The sequence below is a fragment of the Coriobacteriaceae bacterium genome, from assembly GCA_025993015.1.
Taxonomy (GTDB): domain Bacteria; phylum Actinomycetota; class Coriobacteriia; order Coriobacteriales; family Coriobacteriaceae; genus Collinsella.
The window spans coordinates 1,952,261-1,969,982 of the sequence record DAJPFV010000001.1; the positions used below are offsets into that span (position 1 = coordinate 1,952,261).

At 62.1% G+C, this 17,722-nt stretch carries 14 protein-coding genes and 1 tRNA gene; 12 read left to right on the forward strand and 3 right to left on the reverse strand.

From position 1 onward, the window contains the following. Nucleotides 1-364 precede the first annotated feature (364 nt). From OIL77_08335 to OIL77_08360, 6 genes are all read left to right on the forward strand, one after another. Nucleotides 365-1,936 carry an L-lactate permease gene (locus OIL77_08335; protein ID HJI45408.1) on the forward strand — a complete coding sequence of 524 codons (1,572 nt, stop codon included), beginning with the start codon at nucleotides 365-367 and terminating at the stop codon, nucleotides 1,934-1,936. 278 nt (nucleotides 1,937-2,214) lie between these two features. Then, on the forward strand, nucleotides 2,215-3,885 hold the full coding sequence (gene pckA, locus OIL77_08340) for a phosphoenolpyruvate carboxykinase (ATP) (GenBank protein ID HJI45409.1): 1,671 nt from the start codon (nucleotides 2,215-2,217) through the stop codon (nucleotides 3,883-3,885). A gap of 227 nt (nucleotides 3,886-4,112) precedes the next feature. After that, nucleotides 4,113-4,832 carry a phenylalanine--tRNA ligase beta subunit-related protein gene (locus tag OIL77_08345; protein ID HJI45410.1) on the forward strand — a complete coding sequence of 240 codons (720 nt, stop codon included), beginning with the start codon at nucleotides 4,113-4,115 and terminating at the stop codon, nucleotides 4,830-4,832. 170 nt (nucleotides 4,833-5,002) lie between these two features. Beyond that, nucleotides 5,003-5,452: a MarR family transcriptional regulator gene (locus OIL77_08350; protein HJI45411.1), complete on the forward strand. Its 450-nt coding sequence runs from the start codon at nucleotides 5,003-5,005 to the stop codon at nucleotides 5,450-5,452. A 119-nt stretch (nucleotides 5,453-5,571) separates the two neighbouring features. Continuing rightward, complete coding sequence (locus OIL77_08355) at nucleotides 5,572-6,426, forward strand: DegV family protein (GenBank protein HJI45412.1); 855 nt, start codon at nucleotides 5,572-5,574, stop codon at nucleotides 6,424-6,426. A gap of 79 nt (nucleotides 6,427-6,505) precedes the next feature. Then, entirely contained in the window at nucleotides 6,506-6,826 is a 321-nt protein-coding gene (locus tag OIL77_08360; GenBank protein ID HJI45413.1) for an MGMT family protein, read from the forward strand. A 393-nt stretch (nucleotides 6,827-7,219) separates the two neighbouring features. Here the strand turns inward: OIL77_08360 and trpS are convergent, their stop codons facing one another. Next, nucleotides 7,220-8,269, reverse strand: a complete 1,050-nt coding sequence (gene trpS, locus OIL77_08365) for a tryptophan--tRNA ligase (protein ID HJI45414.1) — start codon at nucleotides 8,267-8,269, stop codon at nucleotides 7,220-7,222. Between the two features lie 170 nt (nucleotides 8,270-8,439). After that, on the reverse strand, nucleotides 8,440-9,639 hold the full coding sequence (locus OIL77_08370) for an undecaprenyl/decaprenyl-phosphate alpha-N-acetylglucosaminyl 1-phosphate transferase (GenBank protein HJI45415.1): 1,200 nt from the start codon (nucleotides 9,637-9,639) through the stop codon (nucleotides 8,440-8,442). A 524-nt stretch (nucleotides 9,640-10,163) separates the two neighbouring features. Here OIL77_08370 and OIL77_08375 point away from each other — a divergent pair. From OIL77_08375 to proB, 5 genes are all read left to right on the forward strand, one after another. After that, complete coding sequence (locus OIL77_08375) at nucleotides 10,164-11,102, forward strand: radical SAM protein (GenBank protein ID HJI45416.1); 939 nt, start codon at nucleotides 10,164-10,166, stop codon at nucleotides 11,100-11,102. A gap of 151 nt (nucleotides 11,103-11,253) precedes the next feature. Further along, nucleotides 11,254-11,326, forward strand: a tRNA-Ala gene (locus OIL77_08380). Between the two features lie 64 nt (nucleotides 11,327-11,390). Continuing rightward, a complete protein-coding gene (locus tag OIL77_08385; GenBank protein ID HJI45417.1) occupies nucleotides 11,391-11,849 on the forward strand; it encodes a hypothetical protein in 459 nt (152 codons plus the stop codon). Between the two features lie 84 nt (nucleotides 11,850-11,933). Then, nucleotides 11,934-13,439 carry a nicotinate phosphoribosyltransferase gene (locus OIL77_08390; GenBank protein HJI45418.1) on the forward strand — a complete coding sequence of 502 codons (1,506 nt, stop codon included), beginning with the start codon at nucleotides 11,934-11,936 and terminating at the stop codon, nucleotides 13,437-13,439. An 81-nt stretch (nucleotides 13,440-13,520) separates the two neighbouring features. Next, nucleotides 13,521-14,648: a glutamate 5-kinase gene (gene proB / locus OIL77_08395; protein HJI45419.1), complete on the forward strand. Its 1,128-nt coding sequence runs from the start codon at nucleotides 13,521-13,523 to the stop codon at nucleotides 14,646-14,648. 209 nt (nucleotides 14,649-14,857) lie between these two features. Here proB and OIL77_08400 read toward each other — a convergent pair whose 3' ends face one another. Further along, nucleotides 14,858-16,357, reverse strand: a complete 1,500-nt coding sequence (locus tag OIL77_08400; protein HJI45420.1) for an alpha/beta hydrolase — start codon at nucleotides 16,355-16,357, stop codon at nucleotides 14,858-14,860. Between the two features lie 31 nt (nucleotides 16,358-16,388). Here OIL77_08400 and OIL77_08405 point away from each other — a divergent pair, with 31 nt between their 5' ends. Continuing rightward, nucleotides 16,389-17,675, forward strand: a complete 1,287-nt coding sequence (locus OIL77_08405) for a glutamate-5-semialdehyde dehydrogenase (protein ID HJI45421.1) — start codon at nucleotides 16,389-16,391, stop codon at nucleotides 17,673-17,675. Nucleotides 17,676-17,722: the final 47 nt, after the last annotated feature.

Consider the following 17,722-nt stretch of genomic DNA (forward strand, 5'->3'; position numbering starts at 1 on the left):
CGTTGCGCTGACTCAGCTCTTGGATGCGTGCGAGTTCCTCGGCAGTGTGCGAGGCAGGGAAGAGGCCGTTCTCGATGCGGCCGCCCTGGGCCTTCGCGGCGCCGTCCTTCGATGCAGCGGGGTTGGAGGTGCCGTTGCGGCGGGCGATGGCGCGGCGAATGCTATCGAGGGGCGTGATACTCAAAGCGGAGTCCTTTCTATTGCTGCGCTTTAGTATAGACGCGACGGTGTTCGCTCGTGTTTTTGAACGGATTGTTCAATAATTTCGGCGGGCGGCTGTAATTTGTCGGTAAACGTGCGGTATCCTGTTAAAGTTTTGTGACACCCCCGATGCCGCCCACGCGGTACCAAGGAGCTTCTACCTATGGACGTCGCCGCATTCTTACTGGCTCTTGTGCCGATTATTTGGCTGGTCGTGATGCTGCTGTGCTTTAAATGGCCAGCTTGGAAGGCCGCTATCGGATCGTTTGTCCTTTCGTGCTTGCTTGCCTTCGCATGGTGGCACCTGCCGGCAGCGCAGATCGCGACCGCCTCGCTCGAAGGTTTTTTGATGGCTCTGTGGCCCATCGTCCTGGTGATCATCGCCGCGGTGTTCACGTATAACCTGTGCGTTCGTACGGGCGCCATGGACGTGATCGGCAGCATGATCACCTCCATCAGCAGCGACCGCCGTCTGCTGGCGCTGCTCGTGGCTTGGTGCTTCGGTGGCTTTATGGAGGGCATGGCCGGCTTCGGTACCGCTGTCGCCATTCCCGCCGGCATGCTCGCGGGCCTGGGCTTTGAGGCCGTGCCTGCCGTGCTCATCTGCCTGCTGGCCAACGGCGTGCCCACGCCCTACGGCTCCATCGGCATCCCCACGGTGTCCGTTGCCGACCTGGTGGGTTTGGATTCCCTTCACCTAGCGACCGTTCAGCTGGTGCAGCTCGCGCCGTTCTTTGTGGTGATGCCGCTATTTATTGTGCTGGTTGCGGGCCGTGTTGCCGATGACCAGGGCAATGCCGCGAGTGTGGGCGAGCGTCTGCACGGTGTTGCCGGCGTGGCGTTGCTCTCCGGCGTGTCGTTTGTCGGCGCGGCTCTGGTCGTTGCCATGTTTGTGGGCCCCGAGCTGGCCGTGGTCGTAGGATCCATCGTTTCGCTCGCGCTGACAGCTGCGCTTGCCATGCGTGCCGAGAAGTCGGGGCGTCTGGACGCACGCTTTCACATGAATATCGAGGCGGGGGAGAAGCTCACCGTTAAGTCGGCGCTTTCGGCCTGGTCGTGCTTCATCCTGATCTTTGTGTTGCTGCTGGGCACGTCTAACCTGGTGCCCGCTGTACATGCCGCGCTCGCGCCGTTTGCGAGCCACGTGCAGGTGTATTGCGGTGAGAATCCCGGTACGCTTACGTTTTCGTGGATCAACACGCCGGGCGTCTGGATTTTCCTGGCGGCGTTTGCCGGCGGTGCCATTCAGGGTGCTTCGCCACGCATGATGGGCGAGGTGCTGGCCGCGACTGTGAAGCAGATGATGCCGACGGTGATCACGATGCTTTCGGTGCTGGGCTGTGCCAAGGTGATGGGCTATGCGGGCATGATCTCTTCGATCAGCGCGTTCTGCATCGCCGTCGCCGGTGGGCTGTACCCGATTCTGGCTCCGTGGATCGGCGCAGTCGGTGCGTTTGTGACCGGCTCGGGCACGTCCTCGGGCATGCTGTTTGGCCCCATTCAGAGCCAGGCTGCCACTGCGCTGGGTGTGAGCGACTACTGGATGGTCGCGTTGAACGCCCTGGGCGTCGCCGCCGGTAAGATGATCTCGCCGCAGACCCTCGCCATTGGTCTTGCCGCCGTGCTCGTGCGCGGTAAGGATGCCGAACTCCTGGGCGCCGTCCTGCCCTACGCCGCCGGCATGCTGGTCCTGATGAGCGCCATAGCCATGCTCGGCCAAGGCCTGCCGCTGTAGTCGGCACTTAGGGACGTTCCTTATGTGCCGGCACTTTGGGAACGTCCCTAAGTGCCGGCATCCGGGGACACTCCTTGAATGTTGTCTGTTCAAGAGTGTCCCCAATGACTAGTCGTTTAAAAGCGTCCCTAACGACTAGGCCGCTTGCCTGCGATTTTTGACCGTTGGGCGGGCGCTTCGCCGTTGCCGCAAAAACGTTTTTGCATATCGGGTACAACGGGCTTTACGTGAGTAAAGTGCGCGCCGCGTCCACGTGTCGCGCTTTTAAAGGAGGCCCCATGCCTGGTGTTACCCCTGCAGAAGTTCTGTCCAACTTTGGTATTGCGCTGGTCGAAGATCCCGCCGAGAATCAGCCCCGTCTGCTGGTCGATCTATCCGCCGCGGAGCTCGTCGAGCACGCCATCCGCCGCGAAGAAGGCCGCATGGCATCCAACGGCGCGCTGGTGATCGAGACGGGGGAGCGCACTGGTCGTTCCCCCAATGACCGCTTTATCGTTGACACCCCCGATGTTCACGACAAGATTGCCTGGGGTGCCGTCAACCGCCCGCTTTCTGCCGAGAGCTACGAGGCCATCAAGGCCGGTATCGTCAACTACCTCAACGAGCGCGATGTGTTCGTCACTCGCGGTATGGCCGGTGCCGATCGCAACCATACGCGTCGCCTGCTTGTCGCCTGCGAGCGTGCCAGCCAAGCGCTCTTTATTAAGCAGATGCTCGCCCGCCCGCTTGCCCGTGAAATCGCACGCACCGGCGAGCCGGACTTCTGCGTGCTCGCCGCTCCCGGCTACCAGTGCGATCCCGCCATTAAGGGCCTCAACTCCAGCGCCGCCGTGGTCATCAACTTCCAGGAGCGCGTGATTTTGGTTGCCGGCACCGGTTACTCCGGCGAAATCAAAAAGTCCATCTTCAGCGTCATGAATTACCTGCTGCCCGTCGAGGACGACGTGCTACCCATGCACTGCTCGGCCAGCATGGATCCCGTCACGCACGAGACCGCCGTGTTCTTTGGCCTTTCGGGCACGGGCAAGACCACGCTTTCGGCCAACCCCACGCGGCTGCTGATCGGCGACGACGAGCACGGTTGGTCCGACATGGGCATCTTCAACATCGAAGGTGGCTGCTACGCCAAATGCGAGGGCCTGGACGCGTTCCACGAGCCCGAGATCTTCAACGCTGTCCGCTTTGGCGCGATCTGCGAAAACGTGGTGCTCGACGAGAACCGCAAGCCCAACTACGACGACATCTCGATCACGCACAACACGCGCGTGGCATACCCTGTGGAGCACATTCCCAACGCGTGGACCAAGGGCATGGGCACCACTCCAAGCGTCGTGCTCTTCCTGACCTGCGATGCCTTTGGCGTGCTGCCGCCCATCTCGCGCCTGACGGCCGACGCCGCCATGTATCACTTTGTGACGGGCTTTACGGCCAAGATCCCCGGCACCGAGGTCGGCGTCACCGAGCCCACGCCCACGTTCTCTTCGCTGTTTGGCGAGCCGTTTATGCCGCTCGACCCCATGGTCTATGCCAAGATGCTCGGTGAGCGCATCGCCGACGGCCGCACGCGTGTGTACCTGGTCAACACCGGCTGGATCGGCGGCGGCTACGGCGTGGGTCATCGCATCGAGCTTGCCTACACGCGCGCCCTGGTGGCCCGCGCCCTCGACGGTACCATCGAGGACAGCGAGTTCGTGCACGACGACATCTTTAACGTCGACATTCCCACCACGTGCCACGGCGTACCCGACGGCATCCTGGTGCCGCGCCAGTATTGGCAGAGCACCGCTCGCTACGACGAGGCCGCGCACAACTTGGCCGTGATGTTCGAGGAGAACTTCGAGAAGAAGTACTCGCACCTGCCCGAGTCCGTCAAAGCCGCCGGCCCGCACGCCCAGGTGTCCGCCGAGGCCCGTCATCACGGCCGCGGCCTGCTGGGACTCCGCCACTAGCTTCGCCGTGAGTCCATATCCACCACAAAGGGGACAGGCACCTTTGTGGTGGTTTTGCTCGTGTGGATGACTCGGGTTACAATACGCCTGACATATCGTTCCCTTCTCCGGATGGGGACAGCGCAAGCGTTCTTGTGACGGCACCGTAGGACTTTGAAGGTGGCCGTTGTAAGGGCGCTTTTTGTTTAGGCGCCCTCACTCGGGCGCGCACAATGAAGGGAGAGCGTATGAAGAGCTTTATTGCCGAGGATTCATTCTGGGAGCTGTTTCCGCAGGCAGCGGTCGGTGTTGTGGTCGTGGAGGGCATGAAGCCCACGGCTCAGATTCCTCAAGAGGACGTGGATGCGATTGCGGCGTTGCTCGACCGCGCCAATATCGATGCGGAGCGTCATCTGACCAGCGACACTATCAGCGAGAACGCACCGGTCAGGGCATGGCGCGAGGCCTATCGTCTGTTCAAGACCAAGAAAGGCGCGCGCTGCTCGATCGAGAACTTGCTCAAACGCGTGCTCAAAGGCAAGCCGGTGGGCCACATTACGCCCGCGGTGGATATTTACAACACGGTGTCGCTGACCTACGCGCTGCCCGTGGGAGGCGAGGATCTGCATGCGATCGAGGGGGACCTTCGCCTGAAGGTGACCGACGGTGGCGATGCGTTCTTGCCGCTTGGCGAGGAGACGGACGATCCGACGCTGCCCGGCGAGCTCGCCTACATCGATGATGCGGGCGCTGTGTGCCGCTGCTGGAACTGGCGCGACGGCGTTCGCACGGCGCTGTCCGATGATTCGGCCGATGCGTTCCTAGCGATTGAGTGCGTGGAGCCCGAGCGGATGGGGGATTGCCAGGCTGCGATCGATCGCTTAGCCGAGCTGCTTGAGCGCTATCTGGGAGCGACGGTTGTCATTAAGACGCTTGTGACCCGCGACAATCCTTGCGTGGAGCTGTAGCGGCGCCTAGAACCTATTGATGCCCCAAACCACCACAAAGGTGCCTGTCCCCTTTGTGGTGGTTTTTATGTTGATGGGTTAACAAATGGGGTATTTGGGTACGGGTGTCGCCTTATGCGACTAAGATGTTTACCCGTTAGCATTATGCAAGCGAAAGGCGGTCGTCTCCCATGCAGCAGAGCGACGAGACACGTTTCGAGGACTTTGTCGGACTGATCAGCGGTCTCTACAAGGAGATCCAGCGCATTAAGACGTCTGAGGGCGCAAGGCTGGGCCTCAAGGGCTCCGACGTTATGTGCCTGTACTATCTTGAGCGCAGCAAGGACGGCCTGACTGGTGCCGACCTGGCTCGCATGGCAGGCGTGACCCGCGCCGCCGTCTCGCGTACGCTCGCGCATCTGGAGGAGGGCGGCTACGTCGAAGTCGATGATTCGGGCGATGCCGCCGTTAAGTATCGTGCTCCGGTTCGCCTGACCGCTCTGGGCGGCGAGAGCATGAGCGAGGCGGACCGCATCATTCGCGAGGTGCTCGATACCACCGGTAAGGCTATGGGTGTGGAGCAGCGCGAGCAGATGTATGCATCGCTGCGTACGATTCTCGACACCCTGCGCGAGATCTAAGGCCGCCAAGGCATTTGCTTCCCATTAACAACTGCATAGTCCCGTTTGAGCGCGTATACCGTGCCGGGGCATTGCTGTCAAAATTCCCCGCGCGAGCTCCGCGCAAGAAAGGATTTGTTATGTCCATTCGTATTATTACCGATTCCGCAAGCGATATGTCGCCGGCGGAGCACCCCGCTCTGCGTGTTTTGCCGCTGTCCGTCACCTTTGGCACCGATGTGTATATGGATGGCGTCGACATCGATCATCAGCGCTTTTACGAGATGCTCGTGGAGCGCGATGAGCTGCCCAAGACCGGCCAGGTCAACCCGTACGCGTTTTCGCAGACGATTGCCGAGGCACGTGAGGCCGGCGACGAGGCAGTGATTATTACCGTGGGCGCCAAGCTTTCGGGCACCAATCAGAGTGCCCGTACCGCACTTGCCGAGGCGCCGGGCGGCGACGTGTTCGTGGTGGACAGCAATAACGTCACCCTGGGCGAGCGTGTCCTGGTCGAGTATGCGTTGCGCTTGGTGGACGAGGGCCGTAGTGCGGCCCAGATCGCGGCGGCCGTCGAGGCAGTCCGTGACCGCGTGGTGGTTATCGGTCTGCTTGAGACGCTGGAGTACTTGGTGCGCGGCGGTCGCCTGTCTGCTGCGGCCGGCGCTGTGGGCACGTTGCTCAACGTAAAGCCCGTTGTGGCCGCCGAGGACGGCCTGATCGTGCAGCTGGGCAAGGCGCGCGGTTCCAAGAACGGTCGTAACCTGCTCAACCAGAAGGTAGAAAAGGCGGGCGGCGTCGACTTTTCCATGCCGCTGGCGCTGGGCTATACAGGCCTTTCGGACGCCGTGCTCAAGAAATATATCGAGGACAGCGCGGCACTGTGGGCCGGTCACACCGAGGGCGAGCTGTCCATCCACACCATTGGCGCCACCATCGGCACCCACGTGGGCCCCGGCGCCGTAGCCGTAGCCTTCTTCCGCCCCGCCAACTAGCTTTCCGGTCAAAACCACCACAAAGGGGACAGGCACCTTTGTGGTGGTTTATGCTTTTCCGGGTGGAAGGGAGCGAGCAATGGCGTCTGAGGGCTTTTTTGAACGGGTGTACGAGGTGGTCGAGCAGATCCCCGAGGGGATGGTCGCCACGTATGGCCAGGTGGCGCTGCTTGCCGGTCGTCCACGAAGTGCGCGGTACGTGGGGTATGCCCTGCATAGTAATCCGCGCCCCGGCGAGATTCCCTGTCACCGCGTGGTGTTTGCCGACGGGCACATATGCGAGGGCTTCGCTTTTGGCGGTCCCGATGCTCAACGTGAGCTTTTGCTAGGGGAAGGTGTGGCGTTTAAGGACGACATGCACGTCGACTTGGCCGCCTGTCGCTGGCCTGCCGGGCTCTAGCGGTTCTTCCGTGGCGAAAACCACCACAAAGGCGCCTGTCCCCTTTGTGGTGGTTTTACACTGTAGGTTTACCAGAGCTAACTTATGGAGAAGGTGTGGCGGCGTACTTTGCCGTCAGAAAGTAAACCACGGTGAACTATATTGGTTTCAGCAAGGGAGCAGGCAATAGGCGATGAAAAAGCCTGCCCTGTTGAGTTTGATTCGCATCCCTCCCCTCTGTGCGATTCAACGGTGTACTTCGGGAACAGGCCCGCTGGCAGCTAACTGCCGGCGGGCCTGTTCCTGTTTGTCGAGGGGGTGCGATGGACGGAGCCGAAGCGGTCCGGCTCCAAAAAAGGCGGACGCCGCAGCGCCCGCCCTAAAGCAATCGAAAGCTCAAGCCAGTAGATCGGTCTAGTACACCATGCCCATGGCGTCCTGAACCTCTGCCAGGGTCTGATCGGCGATCTCGTTGGCGCGACGGTTGCCCTCGTGCAGGACGTCCTTCACATAGTCCAGATCGTTCTCGTAGCGCTGGCGACGCTCGCGGATCGGTGCGAAGTACTCGTTGACGGCCTCGGTCACGTACTTCTTGAGCTGGCCGGAGCCGCCCATGCCGATCTCCTCGGCAATCTCGACCTCGGAGCGACCGGTGCAGATGGCGGCCGTCGAAAGCAAACCGGACACGCCGGGGCGGTTCTCGGGATCGAACGTGATCATGCGCTCGGAGTCGGTCTGGCTCTTTTTGATGCGCTTGGCCGTTTCCTCGGCGGTCATCGAGATGTTGATGGCGTTGCCGTAGCTCTTGCTCATCTTGCGGCCGTCCAGGCCGGGCAGCAGCGGGGTCTCGGACAGCAGCGCGTCGACCTCGGGGAACACCTTGCCGTAGCGGTTGTTAAAGCGGCGGGCGATGGTGCGGGTGAGCTCGATGTGCGGCAGCTGGTCACGACCGACGGGCACCACGTTGCCCTTGCAGAACAGGATGTCGCAGGCCTGATGCACCGGGTAGGTGAGCAGAAGGCCGGTAAGCTCATGGCCCGAGGCCTCCATCTCGGCCTTGACGGTGGGGTTGCGCGCCAGCTCGGCCTCGGACACCAGCGACAGGAACGGCAGCATGAGCTGGTTGGCGGCGGGCACGGCGGAGTGCGCGTAGATCATGGTCTTGTCGGGATCGATACCGCAGGCAAGGTAGTCCATGACCATGTTGTACACGTTGTCCTGGATGTGCTCGGTCGTGTCGCGGTCAGTGATGACCTGGTAGTCGGCGATGAGCACGTTGGTCTTGGCGCCCATGTTCTGCAGCTCAACACGGCCCTTGAGGGTGCCGAAGTAGTGGCCCAGGTGCAGACGGCCGGTGGGGCGGTCGCCGGTGAGCATGGTGAACTTCTCGGGCGTCTTGGTCAGGCCCTCGCGAATGGCGTTGCTCTTTTGCAGCGCGACTTCGTAGCTGTTCTCGTTTGGCATGATTGCTCCTAACGTATGTTCATGGGTCAAGATGATAACGCGTTTATTGGAGGGGTGGTGCGTAAGTAGGCGAGGGGCGGGAGAGGGACGCGCGTGGTGCGGCATGTGCGATGGGTGCGGCGCGGCCGTGCTTGGCTAACGGTGCCTTGGCACATCCTCGGCAGCTTGCCCTAGAGCTTGTGGTGGCGCTCTTCTTTGCGCTCCTCGGCTGCCTGCTCCTCCTGCTTAAAGGCGGGGTCGTCGGGGGTGACCAGTTCGTCCTCGTGCGTGCGCTTGTTGTAATGGTGGCGCAGCACGGGTTCAAACAGGTGCAGGTGCTTGGCAAAGGCCGCCGAGCCAATGGCAAGCACGGTAAAGATGAGCACGCGCATGGGCACCTCGACCTGATTGATGGCGGCGGCGCCGGCCGAAAGCATAATGCACCAGGCATAGATGAGCAGCACAGCCTGTTTTTGGTTGTAGCCTTCTTGGATCAGGCGGTGGTGGATGTGGCCCTTGTCGGCCTGCCCGATGCTAATGTGGGCGCGCTTGCGGCGCACGATGGCGCTAAACGTGTCGATGATAGGCACGCCGGCAACGATGAGCGGGATGATAAGCGAGGTGAGTGCGGCGGTGCGGCTCACGTTGAGCAGCGAGATGGAGCCCAGCGCAAAGCCCAGAAGCAGCGACCCCGAGTCGCCCAAGAAGATGCTTGCGGGGTTGAAGTTGTAGCGCAAAAAGGCCAGACAGGCGCCAAAGAGCGCAATGGAGAGCGCGGCGGCGTCGATGCGGCCCGAGAGAACGGCCATCGAAAACATGGTGAACGAGGCGATGCCGCAGATGCCCGTGGCCAAGCCGTCGAGGCCGTCGATGAGGTTAATGATGTTGGTGAATGCCACCAGATAGATTACGGTGATGGGGTAGGCGAGCCATCCGAGCATGATCTCGCCGGGAGCAAACGGGTTGACGATGACGCCGATTTTTAGGCCGCCCATGCAGGCGATAAGCGCGGCGAGGACCTGTCCGGCCAGCTTTTGCTTGGGCGTGAGCTGGAAGACGTCGTCGATAGCGCCGGTCGCAAAGATGACGGTAAAGGAGAGCGCCAGCATGGGATAGCTAATGTGAAGGCGCGGGTGCGGCACCAGGACGGGTGGCCAGCCTAGGTACCAGGTGCCTAGGATTTGCACAATGCAGGCAACGACCAGGCCCAAAAACACCGCCGTTCCGCCCAAACGCGGGATGGGCTTGGTGTTGATGCGGCGCTTAGAAGGATAGTCGACGGCATCGAGCTTAATTGCCAAGCGCTTGACCAGGGGCACCGCGAGGAAGGTCGTGATAAAAGCCGCCGCTGCCACGCATAGGTACGGTATGTAGCTCGGGGATGAAGCCATGAATCTAAAAACCGCCAAGCGTCGAAGGAAAAGGTCAAAGGTTGCTACGCGGAAATGGCATAGCTGTCCCATGATACTCGACCGAGGGGGGTGCGGAGGTTTGCACCGTGCGATTATCACGCGCATACCAGATATTGGAATGTTGTCGATGGCTTGTCGGGATGCCGGCGGGGATCCATATGGACTGTATGGTGATTTTCGGCAAAAGAAAACCACCCCCCACGTTACGAAAATGAACCCACCTAAAACAGGTGGGTGCCCTCATCGACTGTTCCAGCGTCCTTAACAACGAAGGATACCTGTACTAGGCACGACTGTGTGGGCTCCCTAAATAAACGCGACGGTTCACCCAGTTGCTCCGCGGGGGGCGGAATAACTACATCATAAAGCGGCACTTTATCGATTCCAGTCTTGACATTACAAAAATCGTGTCGGACGATTACGGCGCCTTAGGGACGGAGCCGTCTACCCGGTCTGGCCCTTTACGTTTGAGCTGCTGAATCGTTGTTTTGGAGCATGTTTTTATGCCGACGTCGTTGACCGAACTTTTTTCGCCCGCCTGCCATTTGTGTCCGCGCCGTTGCGGTGCGGCGCGCGATGAGGGCGCGCACGGCGTCTGCGGTGCTAACGACACGCTCAAGGTGGCCCGCGCCGCGCTTCATATGTGGGAGGAGCCGCCTATCTCGGGCGAGGCCGGTTCGGGCGCGATCTTCTTTAGCGGTTGCTCGCTTAAATGTACCTACTGCCAGAACCACGAGATCTCGACCGGCAATTTTGGCCTTGAGATTTCGCCTGAGCGCCTGGTCGAGATTATGCTGGAACTGCAGGACCAGGGTGCCAACAACATCAATTTGGTGACGGCGACGCACTATGCGCACCTGTTGCCTGCCGTGATTGCCGCGGCACGGGCGCGCGGACTGGTTATCCCGATCGTCTACAACACGAGTGGTTACGAGCGCGCGAGTGCCGTGGCGGCGCTGGGCGACCTGGTCGATGTGTGGCTTACCGACTTTAAATATGCCAATGCCGGGCTTGCGCAGTCGCTCTCTCATATAAAGGACTACCCACGTGTGGCCGTGTCAGGCCTGGCTCAGATGGCGCGCGAGATCGAGCGCCGCGGGGGAGAGATGGTGGATGAGGGCGGGCTCATGAAGCGCGGCATGATTGTGCGCCATCTGGTACTGCCGGGACATGCAGACGATTCGTGTCGCGTGCTGGACCTGGTGTGGCAGACGGTGGGCGACGTGCCGATCTCGGTCATGAACCAGTACACGCCCAATGCGCTCATGCGCGAGCAGGGCGGCGAGTTGGCGCGCGCCGTGACGCGCGAGGAGTACGAGCAGGTGCTCGACCATGCCGACGACCTGGGCTTTACGACAATGTTCTGGCAAGAGGGCGGCGCGGTAGACGAGAGCTTCACCCCCGCCTTCGACACCACCGGCGTCCTCACCAGCGCAAAGTAGAGCGCACGCTGATGATTTTTCTGGGACGGGGATTAAAAAATCATCGAGAGGATCGCCTGTTCGAAAAGTTGTCAAAATAGCCGCGTCCCAAAAAGACTGGTTATTGGGCGTTGACAGTTGGCGAGCCGTAGGTAAAATATCGACTTGTCCTGGGGACGTAGCTCAGTTGGGAGAGCGCTGCCGTCGCATGGCAGAGGCCGAGGGTTCGACTCCCTTCGTCTCCACCCATGGATTTGATAAGCCGCTGACATTGTGTCGGCGGCTTTTTTTAAAAGAAAGGGCTATACCATGGCCGAGCTTGAGTCCCAACCATTGTCCGACGAGGAGCGCGCCGAGTTGGAAGAGCTCCGCGCTGAGAAGGCCCGCCGCGAGGCTCGGGAAGAGGCCCGTCGCGAGCGTGAGGAGCTGGCTGCCCTGCGTGCCGAGCGTGCGAAGGCCGAGGAGGCCGCCGCGAACGCCGCATCCGCATCGGCGCCCGCGCCCGCACCCAAGCCCGCTGCTGCGAAGCCTGCACCTGCCGCGCCCAAACCTCAGCCTAAAAAGGCCGCCCGTCCCAAGTCCGTCGAGCCCAAGCCGAGCCGTGACGAGATGACCTTTGCCCAGCGCATGGTTACCTCCAAGGAGCCTATGGGCGAGAACGAGATCCCTGGCATGGCGCCGGCTCAAAAAATCATCATTGTCCTTGCCCTCATCGCGTTTGTCATCTTTATGGGCTACACGATCCTGACCAGCATGGGCCTGCTCTAACCGACTCGCATCGGGCGTCATGTCCGCATGCTCTGCTCTCGTCCAACCCTCAAATTCTGCACCACACATCCGAAAGGTCGCCCCATGGCTTTGACCGACATCTCGCATCCCACCGACATTGCAATGCTCACCGATCTGTACGAGCTCACTATGGCCCAGGGCCTGTGGGAGAGCGGCAAGGCCAATGAGCAGGGTTGTTTTACCGCGTTTTACCGCGACCATCCCTTTGGCAGCGCCTATGCCGTCATGTGCGGCACCGCCGAGCTGCCCGAGCTCGTCGAGAACCTGCGCTTTACGCCCGAGGATATCGACTACCTCGCCTCGCTTGAGGCCCCTGCCGGCGGCGCGATGTTCAAGTCCGCATTCCTCGACTACCTGCGCGATTTTCGTGCGCATGTAAATATCGACGCCGTCCCCGAGGGCGAGCTCGTCTTTCCGCGCGAGCCCATGGTGCGCGTCACCGGTCCTGCGCTCGAGTGCCAGCTGCTTGAGACGGCGCTGCTCAACATCGTCGGGTTCCAGACGCTTGTCGCCACCAAGACGGCGCGCGTGGTGCTCGCCGCCGACGGTCGCCCCGTGGCGGAGTTTGGCCTGCGCCGCGCCCAGGGTCCCGATGGCGGCCTGGCCGTTGCGCGCGCGAGCTACGTTGCCGGCTGCTCCTCTACGTCCAATGTGCTCGCCGGCCGCCGCTATGGTATTCCCGTCTTTGGCACGCATGCGCACAGCTGGGTGATGAGCTTCGATTCCGAGCTCGAGGCCTTCCGCGCCTTTGCCAAGTCGAGCCCCAAGAACTGTACGCTGCTCATCGACACCTATGACGTGCGCGAGGGCTGCGAGCATGCCATTACGGTTGCCAAGGAGATGGAGGCGGTGGGCGAGCGTCTGTCGGCTATTCGCATCGACTCCGGCGACCTCGCCAAGCTCTCCAAGTATGTTCGCGGCCGTTTTGATGCCGAGGGCCTGCCCTATGTGGGGATCTCGGTTTCCAACGATCTTGACGAGTACACGATTCAGTCGCTGCTGGACCAGGGCGCGCCCATCGATAGCTTTGGCGTGGGTACCAAGCTCGCGACCTGCTATGACCAGCCGGCGCTGGGTGGCGTGTACAAGCTTTCCGCCCGCCGTGCGAGCGAGGCAGATCCATGGACGCCGGTGGTCAAGCTCTCCGAGCAGCCCTACAAGCGCACGATCCCGGGCGTGCAGCGCGTGCGCCGTTATTACGACGGCTTTGGCGGCCCGGTCTGCGACATGATCTACGACGAGGACCATCTGGCGGGGGAGGGCGCCGCGCGCGGCAATACCCTCGTGGCCGTGAATGATGCCGCCCTGGTGACCGATGTGTCGGAGCTTGAGTATCGCGAGCTGCTGGTGCCGATCGTGCGCGATGGCAGTGCAGTGGCTCCGCGTGAGAGCATCCAGGACGCGCGCGAGCGCTGTGTTTGGGCGCTCGATCATCTGGACGCAGCTTTCAAGCGCTTCCTGTACCCGCAGACCTATGTGGTGGGCATGGAGCAGGGCCTGGCTCAGGTACGCGACGAGCTCGTGCGCAAGAACATGGCCGCGGCCTCTGCCTTTCCCTGGGCAAAATGATCCGCATGCGACGGAGGAAAACGGATCATTTTTCTCGCTTGCCCGTTCGTCCGTTCGCTGAACAGTCGATTGGTTTGACGTATGACGACTTCTTATAAAACGATGGTGGTAAAGATCGGTTCGTCCACGGTGGTGGGCGCCGACGGCAAGGTCAACCGCACCTTTATCGGCGGGCTTGCCGATCAGGCCGCAGCCCTGCGCAAGCTCGGCTGGCGCCTGGTCGTGGTGAGCTCGGGCGCTATCGCCTGCGGCTATCCCGTGTTGGGCTTCGACCGCAAGCCGGTCGGCGACCTGCCGAGCCTGCAGGCCTGCGCCTCGGCTGGTCAGTGCATCATCTCGTCGGCCTACGACGAGGAATTCCATGCACGGAATCTGCTCACCTCGCTCGTGCTGCTCACGCGTCACGACACGGCGCGTCGCACGTCCTACCTGCACGCGCGCGACGCCCTGCTGCGCCTGGTGGAGCTGGGCGTGGTGCCGGTCGTCAACGAGAACGACACCGTTACCGTCGACGAGATCAAGTTTGGCGACAACGACACACTGGCGGCGCTTGTGAGCTGCCTGGTTTCTGCCGATCTGTGCGTGACGCTCTCGGACATCGATGGCCTCTATACTGCCAATCCGCATGAGGACCCCACGGCCGAGTTTGTTCCTGTCGTGCATAAGATCGATGCCAAGATTATTGCCTCGGCGGGCGATTCTTCCACATCGGTGGGCACGGGCGGCATGATTACCAAGATTCGCGCGAGCCGCATCCTGATGACGGCGGGCATTCAGAGCGTGATTTGCTCGGGCGAGGAGCCCGATGCGCTCGTGCGCCTCGCCCGCGGCGAGAGCGTGGGCACGCTGTTCGATCCGCCGGCGGAGCGTCTGGACATCGCACCCCGCAAGCTGTGGATCGCACTGGGCGACAAGGCGCATGGCTCGGTGACGGTCGATGATGGTGCTGCGAAGGCGCTGGTCAGCCGTGGTTCTTCCCTGCTTGCGGTGGGTATTCGCGAGGTCGATGGCCAGTTTGCCGAGGGCGATGTGCTCGACGTGTGCGACCCGAGCGGTATGGTTGTCGCCCGCGGTATCGCCGAGGCCGATTCGGACGTGCTGGAACTTGCTGCCGGTCGCCGCCAGGACCAGATCGCCAGCAACCGCCTGCTCGCTAACCTGGCCGAGAAGCCGGCGATACACAGGGATAATTTAATCGTCTTCGCATAACCAATTGACGCTGCAAACGCCCCTAAGCGGCAATCTGACGTTCAATCGTCGGGCATGACCAAAAGGTCAATGCCCTCCTCTTTCACGTCACCTTGCTCGCTTAGGGGCGTTTTCGCTTTCCGTTCTCTACCTGCGGCATTGTCGTTGCCGGCACTTGTTCGGCACTTGGGGACGTTCTTTTTGTGCCGGCAGGTGGGGACACTCCTTTGCTAGAAGATCTGGCGCAGGTCTCCTCGGTTGAGGGCTTCGTTGAAGAGGTGCTTGAACACCACGCTGCCGTGCAGGCCATCGTGTTCAAACTCGTTCGTCACCCAGGCATGCGAGTTGCCCACGCGACTGAGCGTGTCGAGCTGCAGACCCGAATCCACGTACATGTCATCGAAGTACACGGCGGCCTGGAGTGGCACTTCGTTGCAGGCCAGGCGCTGCGAGTCGTAGATCTTGTCCCAGCTGGTGTCTTCCATCAGCAGGTCCATGGCGGGCTTGAAGGGCTTGAGCTCGGGCATCTGCTCAAACATCCACGGGAACATGGCCTCGCCGGTAAACATGAGCGGGCGCGCGAGCGTGTCGAACTCGGCGCGGTGTGCCTTTTCCTCTGCCGCGGCCCAGCGAATGGGCATGGTGTCGCCGTCGGCGTAGATGAACTCCTGCAGCGTCCAGTACAGCGGATTCGTGCGTGTGTTGGTGCGCTCGAATGCGCGCATCAAAAAGCCGTCGGATACCGAGGAGCCGCAGCTCAGCGTGCCATCGCCATCAACAAACGCGTGGTCGATAATCCAGTGCATGCGCTCAAAGCTCGGCTTCATACCAAAGTCGCTGCCCATGAGCTGTAGGCGCTCGACCGTCATCGGCGAGCCGTCGGGCAGCACGGGCTTCTGTGCCTCGAGCGCATCGGCCAGGGCTGCCACGCGCTCGACGTCGGCGGGGTAGCGGTCGTAATACTGCTGCGTCTTGGCGGCCATGCGCGGGAAGGTGTGCGCGTAGACCTCGCTGGCGCTCGCCGGCACGTGGGGGATGCCGCCGCAGGTAAAGCTCGCCGCCACGCCCTCGGGGAAGAGCGACAGATAACTCAGCGTCAAAAAGCCGCCGTAGCTCTGGCCGAGCGTGACCCAGGGCTTACCGCCAAAGCCCACCAGGCGCAGGTACTCAAAATCGCGCACGATGGAGCTGACGAGGTGGCGCTTGAGGAAGTCCGCCTGCGAGCGTGCGGCATCGGAGCCGGCCGCCGTCGCGCGCTCGCCCAGAGCCGCGATCGTACGCCCGTCTACACAGCTGCTGCGCCCCGTGCCGCGCTGGTCGGGAAGGACCACGCGGAAGTGTTTGACGGCTTCCTCAATCCAGCCGTCGCTCGTGGGTGAGAGCGGACGCGGGCTCTCGCCACCAGGGCCGCCCTGCAAAAACAGGAGCAGCGGCAGATCGTCGTTGATGCGGTCGGGCGCGCAAACCACGCGGTAGAAGAGCTTGATGCTCTCGGGCGCGCCGGCGATTGGTGCCGGCATAGCGCCGCGGCGCATGGTGTTGCCGACGGCCAGGAGCATCGGCTCCAGGCCGCGCCAGTCAAGGGGGACGTCGATGCTGTGGTCCTCGACATAGAGGCCGGGGACGTTGTATGAAGTGATGAGGGCCATGCGGTACTTCCGTTCGTTGCGGTGTTTCGGGTTGACCAATTCTACCGCCGCGGGCGAGGCCATGCGCAAATCGGCTACCATGGTTGCAAACTTCTAGGAGAAAGGGCCGCCCATGTCGGTCGATATAGCCACGTATGTCCACGATCTTGCCGTTGCCGCCAAGGCAGCGTCGGTCTCGCTTGCCACGGCGAGCGATGAGCAGCGCCAGGAGGCCGTGCGCGCCATGGCCGCAGCACTGCGCAACGGTGTCGACTCCATCGTCGCCGCCAACGAGCTCGATATGTCCGCCGCGCGCGATGCGGGCACTTCGGCCGGTCTGCTCGACCGTCTGCTGCTGACGCCTGAGCGCGTCGAGGGCATGGCCGCCGGTTTGGAGAAGCTCGCCGAGCTGCCCGATCCCGTCGGCCGCGTGCTCGACCACCGCGTGCTTGCGAGCGGTGTGGACCTGACCCGCGTGAGCGTGCCGTTGGGCCTGGTCGCCATGGTCTACGAGGCGCGCCCCAACGTGACGGCCGACGCCGCAGGCATCTGCATCCGTACCGGCAACGCCTGCATTCTACGCGGCGGCTCGCTGGCCTATCACTCGTGTGCCATGATCGCCGAGCTGCTGGCCGATGCGCTCGAGGCCAAGGGCTTCCCGCGCGAGGCCGTGTCGATGATCGAGTCCACCGACCGCGAGGCCACCGGCGAGCTCATGAAGCTCCGCGGTATTGTCGACGTACTCATTCCGCGCGGAGGTGCAGGCCTGATCCAGCGCTGCGTGCGCGAGTCGCTTGTGCCGGTGATCGAGACGGGCACGGGCAACTGCCACATCTACGTGCATGAATCCGCCGACTTTGATAAGGCGCTCAACATTATCGTTAATGCCAAGACCCAGCGCGTAGGCGTGTGCAATGCCGCCGAGTCGCTGCTGGTCGACCGTGCTGTGGCCGATGCGTTTTTGCCCGCGGTCGTGACCGTGCTGCATGACCACGGCGTGCTGATTCACGGCGACGAGGCAACCTGCGCCGCATGCGCCGATGCCGGGCTTGTGGAGGGCGATGACTACGTCGCCGCGACTGAGGAGGACTGGGGTCGCGAGTACCTGGCGCTCGAGATGAGCGTGAAGGTCGTGGCAAACGAGGACGAGGCCATCGCACACATCAACCGCTACGGCACGATGCACTCCGAGGCCATCGTTGCCGAGGATACGGATGTTTGCGAGCGCTTCCTCGATGCTGTCGATGCCTCGGCCGTGTACTCCAACGCCAGCACTCGCTTCACTGACGGCGGCGAGTTTGGCCTGGGTGCCGAGATCGGCATCTCGACCCAAAAACTCCACGCCCGTGGCCCCTTTGCCGCCGAGGCCCTCACCACCTACAAATACAAGCTCCGCGGCACCGGCCAGGTCCGTCCCTAACGCCCGCGCAAACAAAAACCACCACAAAGGTGCCTGTCCCCTTTGTG